Raw genomic sequence first — 20,604 nt, forward strand, 5'->3', positions numbered from 1 at the left:
TCAGAACCGCAGGTCCAGTGCCACATCGAAGGCGCGCGGCGCGCCCATGTAGTACTGGCCACCATAAGCCTGCCTGGCGTAGACCTCGTCGGTGAGGTTGCGCAGCCGCGCCGTGAGCGCCGTGTGTTCATCGAAACGATAGCGGGCGAAGGCGCCGTAGAGAATGTAGGAGGGCACTCGGGTGGTGTTGGCTGTGCTCGCATAGGCCGAGGAGACGTAGCGTGAGTCCACCCCCAGTTGCACCGCCGAGGTCGGGCTGTAGGTCAGCCAGGCGTTGGCCACACTCCGCGGAACGTTGGCCGGCTGGTTGCCTTCGCGGGAGACAGCGATGCCGCCGACGTTGTCGGTAAAGTCGTCGAAGCGCGCCCGGACATGGGCATAGTTGGCCTCGGCGAGTAGCTGCGGGGTGAGCTGGAAGCGGCCGGCCAGCTCGATACCGCGTGAGGTCTGCTGGCCAGCCTGGACGAAGTTGCTCGGATTGCTGGCATCGCGCACGGCGAAGTCGCGGCGGACGATCTGGTACAGCGCGACCGTGGCCGAGCCGCGACCGTCGAGGAAGTCGAACTTGCTGCCGAGCTCCCACTGCTCACCCTTGGACAGGTCGAACAGACCGACATTGGAGTAGGTCGCCGAGGCCAGCGAGCCGGCCGGCAGGTCCGCCGAGGTGCTGTACTGCAGATAGAGGTTCGCCGCCGGGGTGAGCTCGTAGAGCAGGCCGAGGCGGCCGCTGATCGGCTCCCAACTGCGGGCGAAGAATGCCGGGCTGGTAGGGGAGACGGCGGCGTAATTGTCGACCTGCATCTGCAGGTCGTCGTAACGCAGGCCGCTGAGCAGCGCGAGGCGCTCGCTCAGTTGCAGGTGGTATTCCAGAAACAGCGCACGGCTGTCGACCTGATGCCGACGTTGCTTCTGCAGGCCGCTGGCCATGCCGGGGATGGCGTAGAAGCTGCCGGGGTCGAAATGGTCAGCGTTGACATTGTCGAAGACTCCACCGGATCGGGGATACAGCGTCTGACGCATGCGGGAAATATCCAGCCCCAGCGACCACTGGCTGGCCCGGCCGAACAGCTGATGGTCATGGCGCAGCTCCAGACGGTTGCCGAGCATGCTCTGCTGGTGCCGCTGCAGGTAGGCGGCCGATCGTTCGACCCGGGTGTTGCCGGGCAGGTAGCGATAGCCTTCCAGATTGCGGTAATCGCGCTGTCCGGCGTAGTGGTAGAGGGTGTTCTGCAGGCTGCTCTGTTCGCTCACGCGGTAATCGATGATCGAACGCGCCCAGCGCACCCGTTGCTCGTAACGGCCGTCGGCAACGTTGTAATTCTCGAAGCGGCGGCTCTTGTCGATCGTCATCGTCCGGCCCGTCCCGTTGAGGACGGGAGAGCCCCAGTAGGGACTGTCTTCCTTATCTTCCAGGTACTCCAGCGCCAGGGTGTGGCTCAGTTGCGGGGTCAGGTCGCTGAGTAGGGAAAAGCCCAGGCTGCGTGTCTCGCGCTCGTTGCGATCGATGTAGCCATTACTGTTGCCCTGGCTGAAGTCCAGGCGGGCGAAGTGGCGCGTATCGGGGCCGTCACCCAGGGGCTGGTTGATGCCGAAGGCCAGCTCGGATTCGTCGAAGCTGCCATAGCGCAGTCGACCTTCGAGCACCTGTTCGTCACGGCTGGCCACCTTGCTGATGGCGTTGATCGAGCCGCCGACGGCGCCCGCACCATAGAGAAAGGTGGAGGGCCCCCCGATCAGTTCGACGCGGTCGATCATCCAGGCGTCGATCGGTCTGGCGGCGCTGCCGTAGCCCAGGTTGATGCCGTTGAACAGCTGGGTGACCTGGTTCTGGGTAAAGCCGCGGTAGGCGATGAAACTACCGTAGCCGGGGTTGGCGGAGGCATTGATGCCGGTCATACCGTTGAGTACTTCCTGGGTATCGCGGGCGCCACGCGCCTCGATCACGGCACGGCTGGCGACGCTCACCGAGGCGGGTGTCTGACGAGCGCTCAGGCCCAGGCGCGAACCGGTGTTGATCGGCTCATCGAGGACTAGCCCCGAAGGCGCGCTGCCGACGGTGGCGGTGACGGTGCTGCTGGGCAGGTTGAGACTGTCCTGCGCCCAGGCGCAGGGTGCGCTGCCGACGAGCAGCGCCAGGGTGGTGAGGCGAATGGACATGCATGGCTTCCAGGCTGAGGTGTGGCGCCCCGGAGCGGCAGGTGAAACCGCGCCGCAAGGACGTTTTCAGTACGCAGGAAGCTGTAGCGGGGAAGCACGAGGGTTGGCGGTAGGCCAGCGATCGCGGATTGCGTCGCTCGGCAGAAGAGGCGGCAGAGGGACACTGCGGGACAGCGCCAGCAGGCCTATCAGTCCGAAGAAGGCCGCCAGGATGATTGCTGAAAACGTAGAAGTCAGAACACAGTTGCCGCCACTAACGGGGCTGGGCGGAACAATGCCTGTGCCGTTCAGATCGGCTCCGGCAGCGACGTTGCCATCGAACGAGCAGAACTGGCCATCCAGGCCGCTGAGCTGCAAGCCGGCCATCTGACCGTGACCGATGGCACAGACGAACGCGCCGAAGAGGATGCTGAAGTACAGCACCCAGGCGGTCAGTGAGCGTTGGCGGCGGTTTGGTCTCATGGGGCGCAACTCTAGATCATCCGCTTGGGGTTGCCCATGGTGCGGGTCAATCTGCTGGCTGCGTCACAGTGCCTCGCCTTCAGTGCCGACTGCCGTTTTCGGACATGGAGAGCAACTGCTTTTCCTGGTTCCAGTCGAAGGGAGCACCGTCCTGTTCGGCCTGGTGGCGACGCTCGTCGAGCTCCTGGAACAGAGAGATTTCATCGTCCGGCATGTAGTGCAGGCAGTCTCCACCGAAAAACCACAGCAGGTCGCGGGGCACCAGGTGCGCCACTTGCGGATAGCGGTGGAACACCTGACAGATGAGGTCCTGACCCAGGTGGCGCTCCTCGGGGATGTCCGGCAGAGACATCAGCAACTCATCGAAGCGCTCGAGAAAGAGTGCATGGCTTTCCTCGGAAACCTGCTCCGCTTCACCCATGGCCATGAGAATGGTGCGCAGGTGCGCGAGCATGGCGAGGTGATGATCTAGATGGGATTTGCTCATGGGATACCTACGTCTTTTTTGCGGGCGTCTGTGCGGGCGGCGGATTATAGGGGCGCCGCCGCCCATTGTCGTTCTACGGGCGTGTTCGTTACTGGTTTAGGGCCTGGCTCTGGCGGCATGGTTCCGAACCGCCGCGACCCCTGGTCGGCGCGCCCTGGCTCTGGCGCGCCGACCAGGATGAGCGGGGGCGGGAATCAGGCGCCGGGAGCCGGTTGCTTGTCGCTGCGGGCCGGCTGCAGGTCTTCCTTGGCGAAGTCGTCCACCGCGATGACCTCTGCTCTGGCGGCTTCGGTGGTGCGCAATTGGGCGATCTCCTCGCTGGTAAACAGCGTGGACGCCTCGGCGGCATCCAGCGGGTCCTGGCCGGGAGTGGGTTGTAGCTCGCCGCTGCGCAACGCCTTGCCCAGTCGCGTGAACAGGCTGCGCGAGGCGTTCAGGCTGGCGTAGGCATGGCGCAGGGCACCTTGCGGATCCTGCGGGTCATCCGAGCGATACAGGCCACCGAGCAGGCTTTCCAGTGCCGGGTCGCCGTCCGGTCGGGAGAGTATCTGGGCGACTTCGGCGTCCAGTGCATCGCTTGGACCTGCATGGCGTCGGCCGAGGGGAAATACCAGCGGGGTGAGCAGGCAGCCGACGATGCGGTTGGGGAAGTTTGCCAGCAGAGCCTGCAGGGCTTCCTCGGCGCCGCGCAGGCATTCGGCCATGGACCAGTGCAGCAGGGGTTCCTGCTCGACCGGGTTGCCCTCGTCATGGAAGCGTTTGAGTGCCGCAGAACCGAGGTACAGGTAGCTGAGAACGTCACCCAGGCGCGCCGAGAGTCGCTCACGACGCTTCAGCTCGCCGCCGAGCATCAGCATGCTGCAGTCGGCGAGCAGAGCGAAGGCTGCCGCCAGCCGGTTCAGTGCGCGGTAGTGCGGGCGGGTCACCGCGGTGCCCGGCGCCTGATCCAGATGTCCCATGCTCAACCCCAGCAGCAGCGTGCTGGCGGCGTTGCCGATGGCGAAACCGACGTGTTCGAGCAGCAGATCGTCGAACTGCTCGACGGCCTTTTCCTGATCCGGCTCATCGGCGACGCGCATCTCGCGCAGCACGAAGGGATGGCAGCGGATCGCACCCTGGCCGAAGATCATCAGATTGCGCGACAGGATGTTGGCGCCTTCCACGGTGATGAAGATCGGCGCGGCCTGCCAGGAGCGGCCCAGGTAGTTGCGCGGGCCGAGAATGATGCCCTTGCCGCCGTGGATGTCCATGGCGTGGCTGATGCACTCGCGGCCACGCTCGGTCAGGTGGTACTTGAGGATCGCCGAGAGCACCGAGGGTTTCTCGCCCAGATCGACTGCGTTGGCGGTGAGGATGCGCGCACTGTCCATCAGCCAGGCGTTGCCGGCGATGCGCGCCAGTGGCGCCTGGATGCCCTCGAAGGCCGCCAGGGGTACGCCGAACTGTTCGCGGATCTGGCTGTAACGACCGCTGGCATAGCCGCAGGCCTTGGCGGCGCTGGTACCGACTGCGGGCAGTGAAATCGAACGCCCCACCGAGAGGCAGTTCATCAGCATCATCCAGCCTTTGCCGATCATCTCCTGTCCGCCGATCACCCATTCCAACGGGATGAACACATCCTTGCCGGAGTTGGGGCCGTTCATGAAGGCTGCGCCCAGCGGCACGTGACGACGGCCGATTTCGACACCGGGGGTGTCGGTCGGAATCAGTGCCAGGGTGATGCCCAGCTCCTCTTCGGTGCCGAGCAGGCGGTCTGGATCGTAGACCTTGAATGCCAGGCCGAGGAGCGTCGCGACCGGCCCCAGGGTGATGTAGCGCTTCTCCCAGTTAAGGCGCAGGCCGAGCACTTCCTTGCCCTGCCACATGTCGCGGCAGACGATGCCGCTGTCGGTCATCGCCCCTGCGTCGGAGCCAGCATTGGGCGCGGTCAGGGCAAAGCAGGGGATGTCGTCACCACGCGCCAGGCGCGGCAGGTAATGGTTGCGCTGTTCTTCTGTGCCGTAGTGCATCAGCAGCTCGGCCGGGCCGAGCGAGTTGGGCACCATGACGGTGGTCGCCAGATCGCCGCTGCGGGTCGCCAGTTTCATCACGATCTGTGAGTGGGCATAGGCGGAAAAACCCTTGCCGCCGTATTCCTTGGGGATGATCAGGGCGAAGAAGCCTTCCTGCTTGATGTAGGCCCAGGTTTCCGGCGACAGGTCCATGCGCTGGCCGACGTCCCAGTCACTGACCATGGCGCAGAGGGTTTCGGTCGGCCCGTCAACGAAGGCCTGTTCCTCCTCGGTCAGACGCGCGCGCGGGTAGCCGTGCAAGGTGTCCCAGTTCGGTCGGCCGCTGAACAGCTCGCCGTCCCACCAGACGCTGCCTGCCTCGATGGCGTCGCGCTCGGTGGCCGACATGGGAGGCAGAACCTTGCGGAACCATGCGTACACCGGGCCGCTGATGTACTGCCGGCGCAGTTCGGGCAGCGCGAGCGGGGCGGCGGCGATTATCCACAGCAGCCAGAACAGCAGCAGCAACCAGGCCGGAACGTCCCCGGTCAGGCCTATGGCAAAAAGCAGCGCTGCGGCGCCGGCAAAGGCCGGGATGACCGGGGTGCGAAGGTGTGCGAGGAGGGTGACGCCAAGGAACAGAACCAGTAACCAGAGCAACAACATGGGGAATCTCCATCCGTGCGGCAAGAAGCGCCGCGAAGTCCGTACCATCAGAAGAATGGCTGCAGGGTCGGGGAGCATGGCCGAATCGCCATCGATAGTGGTCCGCTCGTCTCGCTAGACTGCAAATCAGCCAAGGAGGATGCAATGGACCAATACCTGCGACCCGGTCGCTTCATCGATAGTGACCACCCCACAGTAGTCGAGTTCGCCGAATGCCACCGCGGCGTGAGTCGCGAACCGCTGGAACAGGCAGTTGCCCTCTACTACGCGGTGCGCGATGGCGTCCGCTACAACCCCTACCGCTTCAGTCGAGATCCCCAGCATCTGTGCGCCAGCCATGCGCTGGCGGATGGTGAGAGCTACTGCGTACCCAAGGCGCACCTGCTCGCTGCTTGCGCGCGGCACTGCGGGATACCCGCGCGTATCGGCCTGGCAGACGTGAGAAACCATCTCTCCACCGCAAAATTGCTGGAGTTGCTGCGCAGTGACGTGTTCGCCATGCACGGTTATACCGAGCTGTTCATCGACGGGCGCTGGGTCAAGGCGACGCCGGCATTCAATGCGCTGCTGTGCCAGATGTTCGGCGTCGCGCCGCTGGAATTCGATGGTCGCAACGACAGCATCTTCCACCCGTACAACGACAGCGGTGAGCGTTACATGGAGTATCTGGTCGAGCACGGCAGTTTTGCCGAAGTGCCGGAGGCGTTGTTCTTCGGGCATCTGCGGCGGGTTTATCCGCACCTGTTCGAGGCCGAGGGTGGTCGTGGCTGAGGGCAAGTATGCAGTCCTGACGCAAATGCCTGTCCCTTGCGCTTGCATTTGCTCTTTCGCGCCCTTACCTAAAGCGCTTCATCCCTCTTCCTGCGTGCTCCCATGTCCACTGCGTTGTCCCTGCGCCAGCTGACCAAGACCTACAACAACGGATTCCAGGCCCTCAAGGGCATCGATCTCGACGTTGCCGAGGGTGATTTCTTTGCCTTGCTCGGTCCCAACGGTGCGGGCAAGTCGACCACCATCGGCATCCTCTCCACCCTGGTGAACAAGACCAGCGGCACGGTGAACGTGTTCGGCAATGATCTGGATCGAAGTCCCGCCGCGCTCAAGCGCTGCCTGGGGGTGGTACCGCAGGAGTTCAACTTCAGCCAGTTCGAGAAGGTCTTCGACATAGTCGTGACCCAGGCCGGCTACTACGGTATTCCAAGGCGCCTGGCCGGCGAGCGGGCCGAGCAGTATCTGACCCAGCTGGGTCTGTGGGACAAGCGTGACAGCGCCTCGCGCGAGTTGTCCGGCGGCATGAAGCGCCGCCTGATGATCGCCCGGGCACTGGTGCACCAGCCGCGTCTGCTGATCCTCGACGAGCCCACCGCCGGGGTCGACATCGAGCTGCGTCGTTCGATGTGGAGCTTTCTCACCGAGCTGAACGCGCAGGGCATCACCATCATCCTTACCACGCACTATCTGGAGGAAGCCGAGCAGCTGTGTCGCAACATCGGCATCATTGACCACGGCCGCATCGTCGAGAACACCAGCATGCGCGAGCTGCTGACCCAGCTGCATGTGGAAACCTTCCTGCTCGATCTGAAGGAGTCGCTGCTGATCGAGCCGCAACTGCTCGGTTACCCGGCGCGGCTGCTGGATTCGCACACGCTCGAGGTGCAGGTGGAGAAGGAACAGGGCATCACCGGGCTGTTTCAGCAACTGGCGACCCAGGGCATCGAGGTGCAGAGCCTGCGCAACAAGACCAATCGCCTGGAGGAGCTGTTCGTCTCGCTGGTCGAGAAGAACCTGCAGGAGGCCGGCCAATGAACATGGAACTGCGCTGCAATCTGGTCGCCCTGCAGACCATCGTGCGCCGCGAGGTGCGTCGCTTCCTGCGCATCTGGCCGCAGACGCTGTTGCCGCCGGCGATCACCATGGTTCTGTACTTCGTCATCTTCGGCAACCTGATCGGCCGGCAGATCGGCGACATGGGCGGCTTCACCTACATGCAGTACATCGTGCCCGGGCTGATCATGATGTCGATGATCACCAACTCCTACAGCAACGTGGTGTCGAGCTTCTTCAGCAGCAAGTTCCAGCGCTCGGTGGAGGAGCTTTTGGTGTCGCCGGTGTCGCCACACGTGATCCTGATCGGCTACGTCACCGGCGGGGTCTGCCGCGGTTTGGCGGTGGCGCTGATCGTGACCCTGCTGTCGCTGTTCTTCACCGAGATGCAGGTGCACCACCTCGGTGTGACCGTGCTGGTGATGCTGCTCACCGCGACGCTGTTTTCCCTTGGCGGCTTCGTCAATGCGGTGTACGCGCGCAACTTCGACGACATCTCGATCATCCCCAACTTCGTGCTGACGCCGCTGACCTATCTGGGTGGGGTGTTCTACTCGATCAGTCTGCTGTCACCGCTGTGGCAGACGCTGTCGATGGCCAACCCGATCCTGCACATGGTCAATGCCTTCCGCTACGGCATCCTCGGCGTCTCCGACATCCATATCGGCGTGGCGTTGAGCTTCATGCTGGTCGCCACCGTGGCCTTGTACCTGTTCGCCCTGAGACTGCTGGTCAGTGGCAGAGGCATGCGTCAGTAACCCCTGACATTCATATCCTGACACAGCCAGTGCTGTGAGCTGGGCGAGCCGCGCCGTTACACTGCCGGCTTGCTCAGATTGGGGTAGTCCATGTTCAGGTCGTTGCATCGTCTGCTGTTCTCGGTCTTGGCGCTCTCCGCGCCGGCATTCGCCAATCCACCGCTGGTGGAGGTAGTGCAGCCGGAGCTCAGGCTGGTGCGGGACGAGCTGGTGACCTTCGGTTCGCTGCGCTCGGACGAGTCGCTGATGATTCGTCCCGAAGTCGACGGCCGCGTGGCGCAATTGCATTTTCGCGAGGGCCAGGCGGTGAGTGCAGGGGATCTGCTGGTCAGTCTGGACGACGCCATCACCCGCGCCGAGCTGGCACAGGCCGAAGCCAACCTGAGCCTGGCGCAGAAGAACTACGAAAGGGCGCAGCGTCTGTTCAGCCGCGGCGCCAGCAATGCGCAGGCGCGTGACGAGGCCCAGGCCGAGGAACAGGCCGCCAGCGCCAGTCTGGCGCTGGCCCGCGCACGGCTGGACAAGACCCGCTTGCACGCACCGCACGACGGCGTGCTCGGTCTGCGCCACGTCAGTCCCGGCGACTATCTCGAGGCCGGTCAGGACATCGTCAACCTGGAAGTGCTCGATCCGCTCAAGGTCGAGTTTCGCGTGCCGCAGAAGAGTGCCGGGCGCATTCGCCCCGGCCAGCGCATCGAGATCGCTGTCGATGCCTGGCCCGATGAGCGTTTCGTCGGCGAGGTCTACGCCATCAATCCGCGGGTCGACGAGGCCGGCCGCAGTCAGGCGTTGCGGGCCCACGTCGGCAACGCCGAGAGGCGCCTGCAGCCGGGGCAGTTCGTCCGTGTCGCGGTGATCCTCGCCGAGCGGCCGGACGCCCTGGTGGTGCCGGAGGAGGCGCTGGTGCCGCGCGGCGACAAGACCCAGCTGGCGCTGGTCGAGGACGGCAAGGCGGTCTTTCGCGAGGTGCGCAGTGGTCGGCGCAAGGACGGCTGGGTCGAGATCGTTGAAGGTCTGGACGCTGCCGAGCAGGTGATCAGCGCCGGCTGGCAGAAGGTCTCCCAGGGCAGCGAGGTTCGTGTGCGGCGCGTGGAGCGCAGCGAATGACGCTGACCGACATCTGCATCCGTCGCCCGGTTTTCGCCACAGTCCTCTCGCTGGTGGTGGTGCTGCTGGGGCTGATGGCCTATCAGCGCCTGAACGTGCGCGAGTACCCGAACATCGATGTGCCGGTGGTCACGGTCAACGTGTTCTACCCCGGCGCCAGCCCCGAGATCATGGAGTCGCAGGTCGCCCAACCGATCGAGGACGTGCTCGCCGGTATCGAGGGGCTGGACTTCGTCACCTCGATCAGTCGTTCGGAAAACACCCAGATCACCGCTCAGTTCGTGCTCGGGCGCAGTCCGGATGAGGCCGCCAACGATGTCCGTGATCGACTCGGTCGGGTGCGCACGCTATTGCCCGACGAGATCGACGAACCCATGGTGCAGAAGGTCGAGGCCGACGCCCAGCCGGTGATCTGGCTGGGCTTCTTCAGCGATCGCCACAGCAGCATGGAGATCACCGACCTGCTCGAGCGGGTCATGCAGGACCGGGTGCAGACCATTCCCGGTGTTTCCGAGGTAACCATTCGTGGCGCGCGTACGCCCTCCATGCGCATCTGGCTCGACCCGGAAAGCCTCGCCGGCTACGGCCTCACGGTACAGGACATAGAAGACGCACTGCGGCGGCAGAACGTCGAGATTCCGGCCGGCCGTATCGAGTCGACCCAGCGCGAGTTCAGCGTGCTCGCCGAAACCGATCTGCGCAGTGCCGAGGCGTTCAACAACCTGATCGTCGATGACTCGCGTGGCTATCTGCTGCGCCTGTCGGATGTCGGCGAAGCGCGCATAGGACCGGCCGACGAGCGCAGCCTGGTGCGCTACATGGGCCGTCCTGCGGTGACCATGGGCCTGATCAAGCAGGCCACCGCCAACCCGCTGGAGATCTCCGCCGAGCTTGCGAAGGCGCTGCCGGAGATGCGTGCGCTGTTGCCGGAGGGAATGGAGTTGGCGGTCTCCAGCGATAACTCGCTGTTCATCCGCGAGTCGATCAACAACGTCTACATCACCATCGGTGAAGCGGTGGTGCTGGTCATCCTGATCATCTTCCTGTTCCTGCGCTCGTGGCGCGCGACCCTGATTCCGCTGGTGACCATCCCGGTGTCGCTGATCGGCGCCTGCGCGCTGATGGCGCTGATGGGCTTCACCATCAACACCCTGACGCTGCTGGCGATGGTGCTGGCGATCGGCCTGGTGGTGGATGACGCCATCGTGATGCTGGAGAACATCCACCGGCATATAGAAGAGGGCATGCAGCCGCTGGCTGCTGCGCTCAAGGGCAGCCGCGAGATCGCCTTCGCGGTGATCGCCATGACCCTGACGCTGGCGGCGGTGTTCGCGCCCATCGGTTTCATGCAGGGCACCACCGGCAAACTGTTCACCGAGTTTGCCTGGACCCTGGCCGGTGCGGTGCTGGTCTCCGGTTTCGTCGCGCTGACGCTGACGCCGATGATGTGCGCGCTGATGCTCAAGCCGCACCAGACCCGGCACAGCCGCATCTATGTGCGGATCGAGGCGCTTCTCGATGGCCTGGGCACTGGCTACCGTCGGCTGCTGGAGCGCGTACTGGGGCTTTGGCCGCTGATCCTGCTGGTTCTGTTGGGCATGCTGCTGCTCAGCGGCTGGCTGTTCACCAGCCTGCGCTCGGAGCTGGCGCCGACCGAGGACACCGGCATGATCGTCGGCGTGATCAACTCGCCCGACGGCGCCACCATCGGCTACACCAGTCGCTATGCGAAAGAGGTCGAGCAGGCCTACGCCTCGATCGAGGAGGCCAATCGCTATCTGGTGATCATCGGTTTCCCCACCGCCGGGCAGGCCATCTCGATCGTACGCCTGGATGATTGGGGCGAGCGTGAGCGCAGCCAGTTCGAGATTCGCGAAGAGCTGCTACCCAAGCTGCAGGACATTCCCGGCATTCGCGCCTTTCCGGTCAACCGGCCCCCGATGGGGCAGAGCCCACGCAACCAGCCGGTCAGCTTCGTGATCCGCTCCTCGCTCGAATACGAAGAACTGGAAACCTACGTCAGCCAGCTGATGGCGGCGGTGCGCGACTATCCGGGGCTGGAGAGCCTGGATAGCGATCTGCGCCTGAACATGCCGCAACTGAAGATCGATGTGAACCGCGAGCAGGCGGTGGCAGTCGGCACCGACGTCGCCACCATCGGCCGCACGCTGGAAAGCCTGTTCGGCAGCCGCCAGGTGACGCGCTTCAAGCAGAACGGCGAGCAGTACGACGTGCTGGTGCAGCTGGCGGAAATCGATCGCAGCAATCCGGACGACCTGACCCGGGTATACGTGCGCGGCGGCGATGGCTCGATGGTCCAGCTGTCGAACCTGATCAACGTGCGCGAGGGTGTCGCGGCGCGCGAGCTGAACCACTTCAACCAGCTGCGTGCAGTGACCCTGACGGCCAACGTCGGTCAGGGCTACACCCTCGGTGAAGCGCTGGAGCATCTGGAGCAGGCGGCGCGCGAGATACTGCCGCCAGAGACGCTGTTCGACTACACGGGCATTTCCCGTGACTTCAAGCAGTCCGGCGCGAGCATTGCGCTGATCTTCGCCCTTGCCCTGGTGTTCATCTATCTGGTGCTGGCGGCGCAGTTCGAGAGCTTCCTCGATCCACTGATCATTCTCTTCAGCGTGCCGCTGTCGATGGTTGGTGCGCTGGCGGCGCTGCAGCTGGGCGGCGGTACGCTGAACATCTACTCGCAGATCGGTCTGGTGACGCTGATCGGGCTGATCACCAAGCACGGCATCCTGATCGTCGAGTTCGCCAACAGCCTGGCACGACGCGGGGTCGAGCTGCGCGAGGCTATCCTCGACGCCTCGGTACAACGTCTGCGCCCGATCCTGATGACCACCGGCGCCATGGTGCTTGGCTCCGTCCCCCTAGCGATCGCCTCCGGGGCCGGCGCGTTGAGTCGTCAGCAGATCGGCCTGGTGATCGTCGGCGGCCTGCTGGTCGGCACGCTGTTCACCCTGGTGGTGATTCCGACCCTGTATCTCTTGCTGCGCCGCTGGCGACCGGTGCCGCAGGAGCTCGTTACCGAGCCGGTCGCCTGAGTCGCGGCGCTTGATGCGCGTCCGGCAGTCCGGCCATGCGAGGCGTGCAGCGGGGTTATACTGCGCGCCGTTTTCGCCGCCGTCAGGTCATCGTCATGCAGCATCCCGCCGAACAGTCGCCATTGGGCAAGTCGAGTGACTATGTCTTCAGCTATTCACCCGAACTGCTGTTCCCCATCCCGCGCGCGGCCAAATGGGCCGAGCTGGGCCTGACGGCAGACAGCCTGCCGTACCAGGGCGTGGATCTGTGGAACTGCTACGAGCTGTCCTGGCTGCTGCCCTCGGGCAAGCCGGTGGTGGCGGTGGGCGAGTTCGCGATTCCGGCCGACTCGCCGAACATCATCGAGTCGAAGTCGTTCAAACTCTACTTGAACTCGCTCAACCAGAGCGTCTTCGCCAGCACCGAGGCGTTGTGCGAGGCGCTGTGCCGGGATCTGTCCGCCGTGGCCGGGGCGACGGTCGAGGCGCGGGTGCGCAGCCTCGACGAGGTGGCGCTGGACGGTGTACGGACGCTGCCGGGGCGTTGTATCGACGGGCTGGATATCCAGGTCAGCGACTACAGCCATCCGCGGCCGGAGCTGCTTGTCTGCAACCGATCAAGGGTGGTGGACGAGGTACTGCACAGTCATCTGCTCAAATCCAACTGTCCGGTCACCGGTCAGCCCGACTGGGGCAGCGTGGTGGTGGAGTACCGCGGTGCCGAGCTGGACGCAGCCAGTCTGCTGGCCTATCTGGTGAGCTTCCGCCAGCATCGCGATTTTCATGAGCAGTGCGTGGAGCGGATCTTTCTCGATCTGCAGCGTTTGCTGCAGCCTGAATATCTCTGTGTCTATGCGCGCTACGTGCGTCGCGGCGGGCTGGATATCAATCCCTACCGCAGTACCGTCGCGCTGCAGCCCGACAACCGCCGGCTGGTGCGCCAGTAACGGCGCCCAGACCTGCGACGGTCAGATGCCCATGTTGGCCAGGCTCTGCAGGATGTTGCGCAGGGTGCCGGCAAGGGTAGGGTGATCGGCTTCGAAACGCTCGACTGCCAGGGTCACGCCGTCGACCAGAGAGGCATCGGGCGCTTCGGCCGCCTGGCGAGCCAGTTGGGCTTCGATGTCCTGGGTCAGCATGTACAGCGAGGCGCGCTCTTCTTCGCTCAACGGCGGGCTGTTGGCCAACTGGTCACGCAGGCTTTCCAGTTGTTGGTGCAGTTCTTGGCTGGGCATGGGCTCTCCTTGGCGAGCAGGGTTCGGTGATTCGGGACGCTGATTCGTCCGACTTCATGAGGGACAGGGTAATCCAGCCGCGCCGGCCTGTCCTGACTCGCGTCATCTGTCGCGCGATCAGGGCGATGCCGGGCCAAAGCCGAACAGCACGCGGACGTCATCGGGCACGGCGATCGAGGTATTGCTGCCATGGTCGACCCAGACCAGTTTGCAGTGGCCTTCGCCGTAAGTCGTGCGCGGGTCCTCGAGCGTACTCAGGCGGTGCTCGATGGTCAGGCTGCTGCGCCTGACGCCGCCGGCATACAGCTCGACCATCACCGTGGCCGGGTGGACGACTGGTTTCAGGTAGGTGTGCAGGGTCTGCAGGATCAGCGGGCCGGTGGGCATGTTGTTCATTCCGATACCGAGCTTCTCGAACCAGGACACCCGTGCCTCCTCCAGATACTGGATGTAGAGGGTATTGTTGACGTGGCCATAGCTGTCCATGTCGCCCCAGCGCACCGGGATATGCGCGATGTGCAGAAGAGGTTTGTTGTGCATCGATCTCGTTCGCTATGCTGCGGAAATTACCAGCGGACGCTTTATACTGCGCCGCCTCAAGGCCGTCCGGCCGCACACTACTTGCCCGTTGGGGAGACTGCAAATGGCTAAATCCGGCTCGAACTGGACCATCCCACTGCGCCGGCTGATCACTTGCGGGCTGCTTGCGATGCTGCCGAGCGGTGTGGCGCTGGCGGAGGAGGACCCCTTCGAGGGCTTCAATCGGGTAGTGTTCCGCTTCAACGACACCCTCGATACCTATGCTCTCAAGCCGATCGCTCAGGGCTATCAGGCTGTTACACCGCAGATCGTCGAGGACGGTGTACACAACGTCTTCGGCAACATCGGCGAGGTGCGCAACCTTACCCACGATCTGCTGCAGGGCAAGTTCCATGATGCCGGCGTCGATACTGGCCGCCTGCTGCTCAACACCACCTTCGGCCTGCTGGGCTTCTTCGATGTCGCCAGCGAGATGGGGCTGGTGCGCAACGATGAGGACTTCGGTCAGACACTCGGCGCCTGGGGCGTCGGTAGTGGTCCTTATCTGGTATTGCCGCTGATGGGGCCGAGTACCGTGCGTGACGGTCTGGCGGGTGTGCCGGATGGCTATCTCGGACCCTATCCGTACATGGATCACGTGCCGACCCGCAATGTGGTGCGCGGGGTCAACGTGGTCGACACGCGTGCCAGTCTGCTCAAGGTCGAGCGCATGGTGGGCGGGGACAAGTACGTGTTCGTGCGTAACGCCTATCTGCAGACGCGCGAGTTCCGGGTGCGCGACGGGCAGGTGGAAGACGACTTCTAAATGAAAAAAACGGGCGGGCCATGCGGCTCGCCCGTGGACGAATCAGAGCATCGAGAGTACCGACAGCCCCAGGGATTGGCGGCCATCTTCAAGATCCAGCGCCCGCACGACCTCGGCCTCTACGTTGAGGTCGGCCAGTTGGTCGTGCTCGGAAGGAATATGCACACCGATGCGGTCGCCTATGGCCAGGCGGGTGGCGGCCTCGACCTGCATGCCGTTGCTCGACAGGTCCAGGCACAGTGCGGGAATCTTCTGCCCGTCGTGAACCAGGGTGACGGGTGCCTCCAGACGCATGCGGATGAAGTCTCGTTTCTCACTGTAGGCGCGGTCAGACGTACTCATGAATGGCTGTCCTCTCGAGTTGTTTGCGGACGCGGCGCAAGCTCTTATAACCCCCGTGGATTTGAGGTGTAAAGCGACCTTTGGCCAGGCTGTGACGGCTTGAATCACCTGGCGGATGGGAGTACCGTCTGCGCCTTGAATGAAACCCAGTCCCCGCGCTCGGATTGATCGAGGGCGAGCAACGCCTCAAGGCGCCGATTTTCCGGTATCCCATGCACAACACCCGTGCCAAGTTGCTGATCATTGATGACGATGAGGTCGTGCGTGCAAGTGTCGCGGCCTATCTGGAAGATAGTGGGTTCACGGTGCTGCAGGCGGGTAACGGCGCTGAAGGGCTACGCTGTTTCGAGACCGACCAGCCGCAGCTGGTCATCTGTGATCTGCGCATGCCCCAGGTCGACGGGCTGGAGCTGATACGACGGGTTGCCGCGGTAGACGCCGACCTTCCGGTGATCGTCATGTCCGGCGCCGGTGTCATGTCCGATGTGGTCGAGGCTCTGCGTCTGGGCGCGGCCGACTATCTGATCAAGCCCCTGGAAGATCTGGCGGTACTCGAGCATTCGGTGAACAGGGCGTTGGACCGTTCGCGGCTGCGGCTGGAAAACACCCGTTATCGCGAAAAGCTCGAGGTGGCCAATCGCGAGCTGCAGACCAGCCTGGACCTGCTGCGCGAAGACCAGACCGCCGGGCGCCAGGTGCAGATGAACATGCTGCCGGTTACGCCCTGGACGGTGGGCGACCTGCATTTCGCTCACAAGATCATTCCCTCGCTTTATCTGTCTGGCGACTTCGTCGACTACTTTCGTATCGACGACCACCGCGTGGGCTTCTACCTCGCCGACGTATCCGGTCACGGCGCTTCTTCGGCTTTCGTCACCGTGCTGCTCAAGTTCATGACCACCCGCCTGCTGTACGAGTCGCGCAAAGGTGGCAGCCTGCCGGACTTCAATCCGTCGGAGGTGCTCGGCCACATCAACCGCGGGCTGATCAACTGCAAGCTGGGCAAACACGTGACCATGCTTGGCGGGGTAATAGATGAGCAGCGCGGTGTGCTGACCTACAGTATCGGTGGGCACTTGCCGCTGCCGGTTCTGTTTGCCGACGGTGACGCCCGGTACCTGGAGGGACGTGGGCTGCCGGTAGGCCTGTTCGATGAGGCCAGCTACGAAGACCATGAGTTGCCACTGCCCGAGGCCTTCAGCCTGACCTTGCTGTCCGACGGCATACTGGACCTTTTGCCGGGCGAAACCCTCAAAGAAAAGGAAGCGATACTTCCGCGCATGGTGGTGGAAGCCGGCGGTACCCTGGACGGTCTGCGTCAGGTGCTTGGGCTGGCAGCACTATCCGACATGCCCGATGACATCGCATTGCTGGTGTTGAGCAGGAACCTTGCATGAGTAGCGGTAAGATCCAGTTCGCGGAAATGGGCGGCACCTTCGTCCTCAAGTTCATCGGCGAAGTGCGGCTGACGCTTTGCTCTGCGCTGGACTCGACCATCGAGAAGATCTTCAGCGCCCTGAATTTCAGCGCCATCGTCATTGATCTCACCGAAACACGCAGCATCGACAGCACCACGCTGGGGCTGTTGGCCAAGTTGTCGATTCTGTCGCGACAGAAGGTCGGCCTGTTACCGACACTGGTGACCACCAATGCCGATATCACCCGGTTGCTGCAATCGATGGGCTTCGATCAGGTGTTCAATATCGTCAACAGTCCGGTCCCTTGCGCCGACTGTCTCACCGACCTGCCTTCACAGGATGAGAGTGAAGCGGTGGTGAGGGACAAGGTGCTCGAAGCCCACCGGATTCTGATGAGCCTCAACGAGAGCAACCGCGAAGCCTTCCATGACCTGGTCAGCGCGCTGGAGCGCAGCTGATTCAGCGTCGCAGCAAAGCCTCAAGCTTTTCCTGATCGCGGGCAAACAGACGGATGCCTTCCGCCAGCTTCTCGGTGGCCATGGCGTCCTCGTTCATCTGCCAGCGGAAATCCTTCTCTTCCAGATGCACGCGGGCCTCGCTACCCGCTCCTGGTGCCAGCACACGACTGAGCGTGCCTTCGTCCTGGCCCAGCTGCTGCAGCAGATCCGGACTGATGGTCAGGCGATCACAGCCGGCCAGTTGCTCGATCTGCCCCAGATTGCGGAAGCTTGCACCCATCACCACTGTCGGGTAGCCGTGAGCCTTGTAGTAGTTGTAGATCCGCGTGACCGATTGCACGCCGGGGTCTTCGCTGGCGCTGAACTCGCGCCCTTCGTTCTTCTTGTACCAGTCGTAGATGCGCCCCACGAAGGGGGAGATGAGGAAGCAGCCGGCTTCGGCACAGGCCACCGCCTGGGCGAACGAAAACAGCAGGGTGAGGTTGGTCTGGATGCCGGCCTTCTCCAGCTGTTCCGCCGCACGGATGCCTTCCCAGGTCGAGGCGATCTTGATCAGCACCCGATCACGGCCGATGCCGGCCTGCTCGTAGAGACCGATCAGGCGCTCGGCACGGGCCAGGGTGGCCTGGGTGTCGAAGGACAGGCGCGCGTCCACCTCGGTGGAGATTCGCCCAGGAATGATCTTGAGAATTTCGCTACCGACCGCAACCGCAAAACGGTCACAGACCAGGCTGATATCGCTGCCGGCGTCGGCGACGGCCTGTTCGATCAGCTCGGCATAGCGCGGCAAGGCGGCGGCCTTGAGTAGCAGGGAAGGGTTGGTGGTGGCGTCGACCGGCGTGTGGCGGGCGATGGCGTCAAGATCGCCGCTGTCGGCAACCACGGTGGTGTGCTGCTTGAGCTGCTGCAGTTTGGACATGGGAGGGCTCTGTTCTGGGCAATGGCTCGACCTTACCCGAGCGCGCGGGGCCGCTCAACGGCCGCGCTGCTCGGAGCGCAAGGCTTTGATGCAGAGCACGTTCGGACGTTCCCGTCAGCGACCTTCGAGTAGTGCGATTGCCTGCTCGAGCAGGCCGAGCGGTTTTTGGGTCTGGTGCACGTCGACGGACAGCAGTTGGCGGAAGCGGCGCGCCCCAGGGAAGCCCTGTCCCAGCCCCAGAACATGCCGGGTGATGTGATGCATGGCGCCGCCTTCGGCCAGGTGCGCCTCTATATAAGGCAGCATGCGCCTTAGGGCGTCGGCGCGAGAGAGCGGCTCAGTGCTGCAGCCGAACAGGGTGCGGTCCACGCCTGCGAGCAGGTAGGGGTTGTGATAGGCCTCGCGGCCCAGCATCACCCCATCGAAGGTTTGCAGATGCTCGGTGCACTCACCGAGCGTACGTATGCCACCGTTGAGGATGAACTGCAGGTCCGGGAAGTCCTGCTTCAGTTGCGCCGCCACTTCGTAGCGCAGAGGCGGCACCTCGCGGTTTTCCTTGGGCGACAGGCCCTCGAGGATCGCAATCCGCGCGTGCACGGTGAAGCTGCGGCAACCCGCCTCGCTGACAAGTCCCACGAAATCGCACAGCTGCGCGTAGCTGTCATGCCCGTTTATGCCGATGCGGTGCTTGACCGTCACCTCGATAGCCACCGCATCGCGCATCGCCTTGACGCAATCCGCTACCAGTTGCGGATGTGCCATCAGGCAGGCACCGATCATGTTGTTCTGTACCCGGTCGCTCGGGCAGCCGACATTCAGATTGATCTCGTCGTAACCGGCCTGCTCGCCGAGCCGCGCGCAGGCGGCCAGGTCGGCCGGTCGGCTGCCGCCCAGTTGCAGAGCCAGCGGGTGCTCGATTTCGTGATGACGTAGAAAGCGCTGTGTGTCCCCGTGCAGCAGCGCGCCGGTGGTGACCATCTCGGTGTAGAGCAGGGCATGGCGCGACAGCTGGCGGAGGAAGAACCGACAATGACGGTCAGTCCAGTCCATCATCGGCGCGACGGAGAAGCGGCGATCCGGTTTTGGCGGGCGATTGAGCATTATCTGGATGGTTCGGGAAAAGGGACGGCATTGTACATGCAGTCCGATGGGGTCGGTATTTGTGACCACTGGTGAGGGTTTTCGACAATCGGCGGCTGTGTATGTCAGGAGGCTTCGCTATACAGCTAGGGGTAACTGCGAGTCATCCGGAGCGGGCCGGCGAGCACTTTTTGACGAAATGTTGCGAGCGATTTTGTGATACTGCTATCATATTGACATCGCGTTTGGGTGTAGGCGATTATTTGACGGTCGGGCACGGATGCAGTGTTTCAGAGTCGCATGAGGCGAGTCTTTTGGCAGCAACTGCCCTGGTTTCTGAATTTTCAAGTCGTTTTCTTCAAGTGGGTTTTCAACGTGTCTGATGTCCCCATTCTGGTAACGGGTGGTGCCGGTTTCATCGGCTCGCACCTGGTCGATCTGCTGTTGTCGCGTGGTTGCGCTGTTCGTGTTCTGGATAACCTGTCCACTGGCAAGAAGAGCAATCTTGCGCTGGACAACCCCCGCCTGCAGTTCATCCAGGGTGATGTTGCCGACGCCGCTTGCGTCGATGCTGCCGTCAACGGCTGCGCCGGCGTGGCGCATCTGGCCGCAGTCGCTTCGGTACAGGCGTCGGTGGAAGACCCGCTGGGCACTCACCAGGCCAACTTCATCGGTACCCTGAATCTGTGCGACAGCATGCGTAGGCATGGCGTGCGCCGAGTCGTGTTCGCGTCAAGCGCCGCGGTGTACGGGCAGAACGGCGAGGGGCAGGCGATTGCCGAGGAGACGCCGAAAGCGCCCCTGACGCCTTATGCGATCGACAAGCTGGCCAGCGAGCATTTGCTCGATTTCTATGCCCGCCAGCACGGCCTGGAGCCGGCCATCTTCCGCTTCTTCAATATCTTCGGTCCGCGCCAGGATCCGTCGTCGCCATACTCAGGCGTCATCAGCATCTTCGTCGAGCGTGCGCTGAAGGGCGTGCCGATCAAGGTGTTCGGCGATGGCGAGCAGACCCGCGATTTCGTCTATGTGGCGGATCTGGTGGCAGTCCTCGCGCAGGCGCTGGAGGCACCTGCCGTCCTCGCCGGTGCGGTCAATCTCGGTCTTGGACGCTCCACCAGCCTCAATCTTTTGCTCGAATGCGTAGGTCAGCTGTGCGGCGGTTTGCCGGTAGTGACTCACGAGGGCTCGCGTGCGGGTGACATCCGTCATTCGCTGGCCGATAACAGCCGTTTGCTGGAGCGTTTCCAGCTGACCCAACCCACTTCGTTGAAAGACGGATTGCAGGCGCTGATCGCATCCTTCTGAAGGTGTAAT

The 20,604-nt window shown here is 63.4% G+C and carries 19 protein-coding genes; 10 read left to right on the top strand and 9 right to left on the bottom strand.

Annotated features, from left to right (window positions below; all coding sequences use genetic code 11):
• The 4 genes from DBO85_RS14405 to DBO85_RS14420 form a co-directional block, all read right to left on the bottom strand.
• Nucleotides 1-2,157, bottom strand: coding sequence for a TonB-dependent receptor (locus DBO85_RS14405; protein WP_108107958.1), 2,157 nt, complete (start codon nucleotides 2,155-2,157; stop codon nucleotides 1-3).
• 66 nt (nucleotides 2,158-2,223) lie between these two features.
• Entirely contained in the window at nucleotides 2,224-2,619 is a 396-nt protein-coding gene (locus tag DBO85_RS14410; protein ID WP_108107959.1) for a DUF2946 domain-containing protein, read from the bottom strand.
• A 79-nt stretch (nucleotides 2,620-2,698) separates the two neighbouring features.
• Nucleotides 2,699-3,106 (bottom strand): PA2817 family protein, encoded by a 408-nt coding sequence (locus DBO85_RS14415; protein ID WP_108107960.1) that lies wholly within the window; start codon nucleotides 3,104-3,106, stop codon nucleotides 2,699-2,701.
• Nucleotides 3,107-3,300: 194 nt separating this feature from the next.
• On the bottom strand, nucleotides 3,301-5,763 hold the full coding sequence (locus tag DBO85_RS14420; RefSeq protein ID WP_108107961.1) for an acyl-CoA dehydrogenase: 2,463 nt from the start codon (nucleotides 5,761-5,763) through the stop codon (nucleotides 3,301-3,303).
• Nucleotides 5,764-5,907: 144 nt separating this feature from the next.
• On the opposite strand from DBO85_RS14420, the gene DBO85_RS14425 reads away from it, so the two are divergent.
• The 6 genes from DBO85_RS14425 (at nucleotide 5,908) to queF (ending at nucleotide 13,437) form a co-directional block, all read left to right on the top strand.
• Nucleotides 5,908-6,534, top strand: a complete 627-nt coding sequence (locus DBO85_RS14425) for a transglutaminase-like domain-containing protein (protein WP_108107962.1) — start codon at nucleotides 5,908-5,910, stop codon at nucleotides 6,532-6,534.
• Nucleotides 6,535-6,636: 102 nt separating this feature from the next.
• Nucleotides 6,637-7,569 (top strand): ABC transporter ATP-binding protein, encoded by a 933-nt coding sequence (locus DBO85_RS14430; protein WP_108107963.1) that lies wholly within the window; start codon nucleotides 6,637-6,639, stop codon nucleotides 7,567-7,569.
• The gene (locus DBO85_RS14435; protein WP_108107964.1) at nucleotides 7,566-8,345 is read left to right on the top strand and encodes an ABC transporter permease; all 780 of its coding nucleotides are present in this window, start codon (nucleotides 7,566-7,568) and stop codon (nucleotides 8,343-8,345) included. The genes DBO85_RS14430 and DBO85_RS14435 overlap by 4 nt, the downstream gene beginning before the upstream one ends.
• Nucleotides 8,346-8,435: 90 nt before the next feature.
• On the top strand, nucleotides 8,436-9,452 hold the full coding sequence (locus DBO85_RS14440) for an efflux RND transporter periplasmic adaptor subunit (RefSeq protein WP_108107965.1): 1,017 nt from the start codon (nucleotides 8,436-8,438) through the stop codon (nucleotides 9,450-9,452).
• Nucleotides 9,449-12,511, top strand: coding sequence for an efflux RND transporter permease subunit (locus DBO85_RS14445; RefSeq protein WP_108107966.1), 3,063 nt, complete (start codon nucleotides 9,449-9,451; stop codon nucleotides 12,509-12,511). The genes DBO85_RS14440 and DBO85_RS14445 overlap by 4 nt, the downstream gene beginning before the upstream one ends.
• A gap of 95 nt (nucleotides 12,512-12,606) precedes the next feature.
• Entirely contained in the window at nucleotides 12,607-13,437 is an 831-nt protein-coding gene (queF, locus tag DBO85_RS14450; protein ID WP_108108362.1) for an NADPH-dependent 7-cyano-7-deazaguanine reductase QueF, read from the top strand.
• Nucleotides 13,438-13,458: 21 nt separating this feature from the next.
• Here queF and DBO85_RS14455 read toward each other — a convergent pair whose 3' ends face one another.
• Both DBO85_RS14455 and DBO85_RS14460 read right to left on the bottom strand, forming a co-directional pair.
• Nucleotides 13,459-13,725, bottom strand: coding sequence for a DUF4404 family protein (locus DBO85_RS14455; RefSeq protein WP_108107967.1), 267 nt, complete (start codon nucleotides 13,723-13,725; stop codon nucleotides 13,459-13,461).
• Nucleotides 13,726-13,842: 117 nt separating this feature from the next.
• A complete protein-coding gene (locus DBO85_RS14460; protein WP_108107968.1) occupies nucleotides 13,843-14,265 on the bottom strand; it encodes an acyl-CoA thioesterase in 423 nt (140 codons plus the stop codon).
• A gap of 103 nt (nucleotides 14,266-14,368) precedes the next feature.
• On the opposite strand from DBO85_RS14460, the gene DBO85_RS14465 reads away from it, so the two are divergent.
• On the top strand, nucleotides 14,369-15,070 hold the full coding sequence (locus tag DBO85_RS14465) for an MlaA family lipoprotein (RefSeq protein ID WP_108107969.1): 702 nt from the start codon (nucleotides 14,369-14,371) through the stop codon (nucleotides 15,068-15,070).
• Nucleotides 15,071-15,112: 42 nt separating this feature from the next.
• Here DBO85_RS14465 and DBO85_RS14470 read toward each other — a convergent pair whose 3' ends face one another.
• A complete protein-coding gene (locus tag DBO85_RS14470) occupies nucleotides 15,113-15,412 on the bottom strand; it encodes a PilZ domain-containing protein (protein ID WP_108107970.1) in 300 nt (99 codons plus the stop codon).
• A 212-nt stretch (nucleotides 15,413-15,624) separates the two neighbouring features.
• Here DBO85_RS14470 and rssB point away from each other — a divergent pair, with 212 nt between their 5' ends.
• Entirely contained in the window at nucleotides 15,625-16,809 is a 1,185-nt protein-coding gene (rssB, locus tag DBO85_RS14475; RefSeq protein WP_108108364.1) for a two-component system response regulator RssB, read from the top strand.
• Nucleotides 16,806-17,288, top strand: a complete 483-nt coding sequence (gene rssC, locus DBO85_RS14480; protein ID WP_108107971.1) for an anti-sigma factor antagonist RssC — start codon at nucleotides 16,806-16,808, stop codon at nucleotides 17,286-17,288. The genes rssB and rssC overlap by 4 nt, the downstream gene beginning before the upstream one ends.
• Nucleotide 17,289: 1 nt before the next feature.
• Here the strand turns inward: rssC and tal are convergent, their stop codons facing one another.
• Entirely contained in the window at nucleotides 17,290-18,207 is a 918-nt protein-coding gene (gene tal, locus DBO85_RS14485) for a transaldolase (protein ID WP_108107972.1), read from the bottom strand.
• A gap of 114 nt (nucleotides 18,208-18,321) precedes the next feature.
• Nucleotides 18,322-19,308 (bottom strand): tRNA dihydrouridine(20/20a) synthase DusA, encoded by a 987-nt coding sequence (gene dusA, locus DBO85_RS14490; RefSeq protein ID WP_108107973.1) that lies wholly within the window; start codon nucleotides 19,306-19,308, stop codon nucleotides 18,322-18,324.
• A gap of 354 nt (nucleotides 19,309-19,662) precedes the next feature.
• Here dusA and DBO85_RS14495 point away from each other — a divergent pair, with 354 nt between their 5' ends.
• Nucleotides 19,663-20,595: an NAD-dependent epimerase/dehydratase family protein gene (locus DBO85_RS14495; RefSeq protein WP_108108365.1), complete on the top strand. Its 933-nt coding sequence runs from the start codon at nucleotides 19,663-19,665 to the stop codon at nucleotides 20,593-20,595.
• The last annotated feature ends 9 nt before the right edge of the window (nucleotides 20,596-20,604 follow it).

It is taken from the genome of Pseudomonas mangrovi (genome assembly GCF_003052585.1).
GTDB classification, from domain to species: domain Bacteria; phylum Pseudomonadota; class Gammaproteobacteria; order Pseudomonadales; family Pseudomonadaceae; genus Aquipseudomonas; species Aquipseudomonas mangrovi.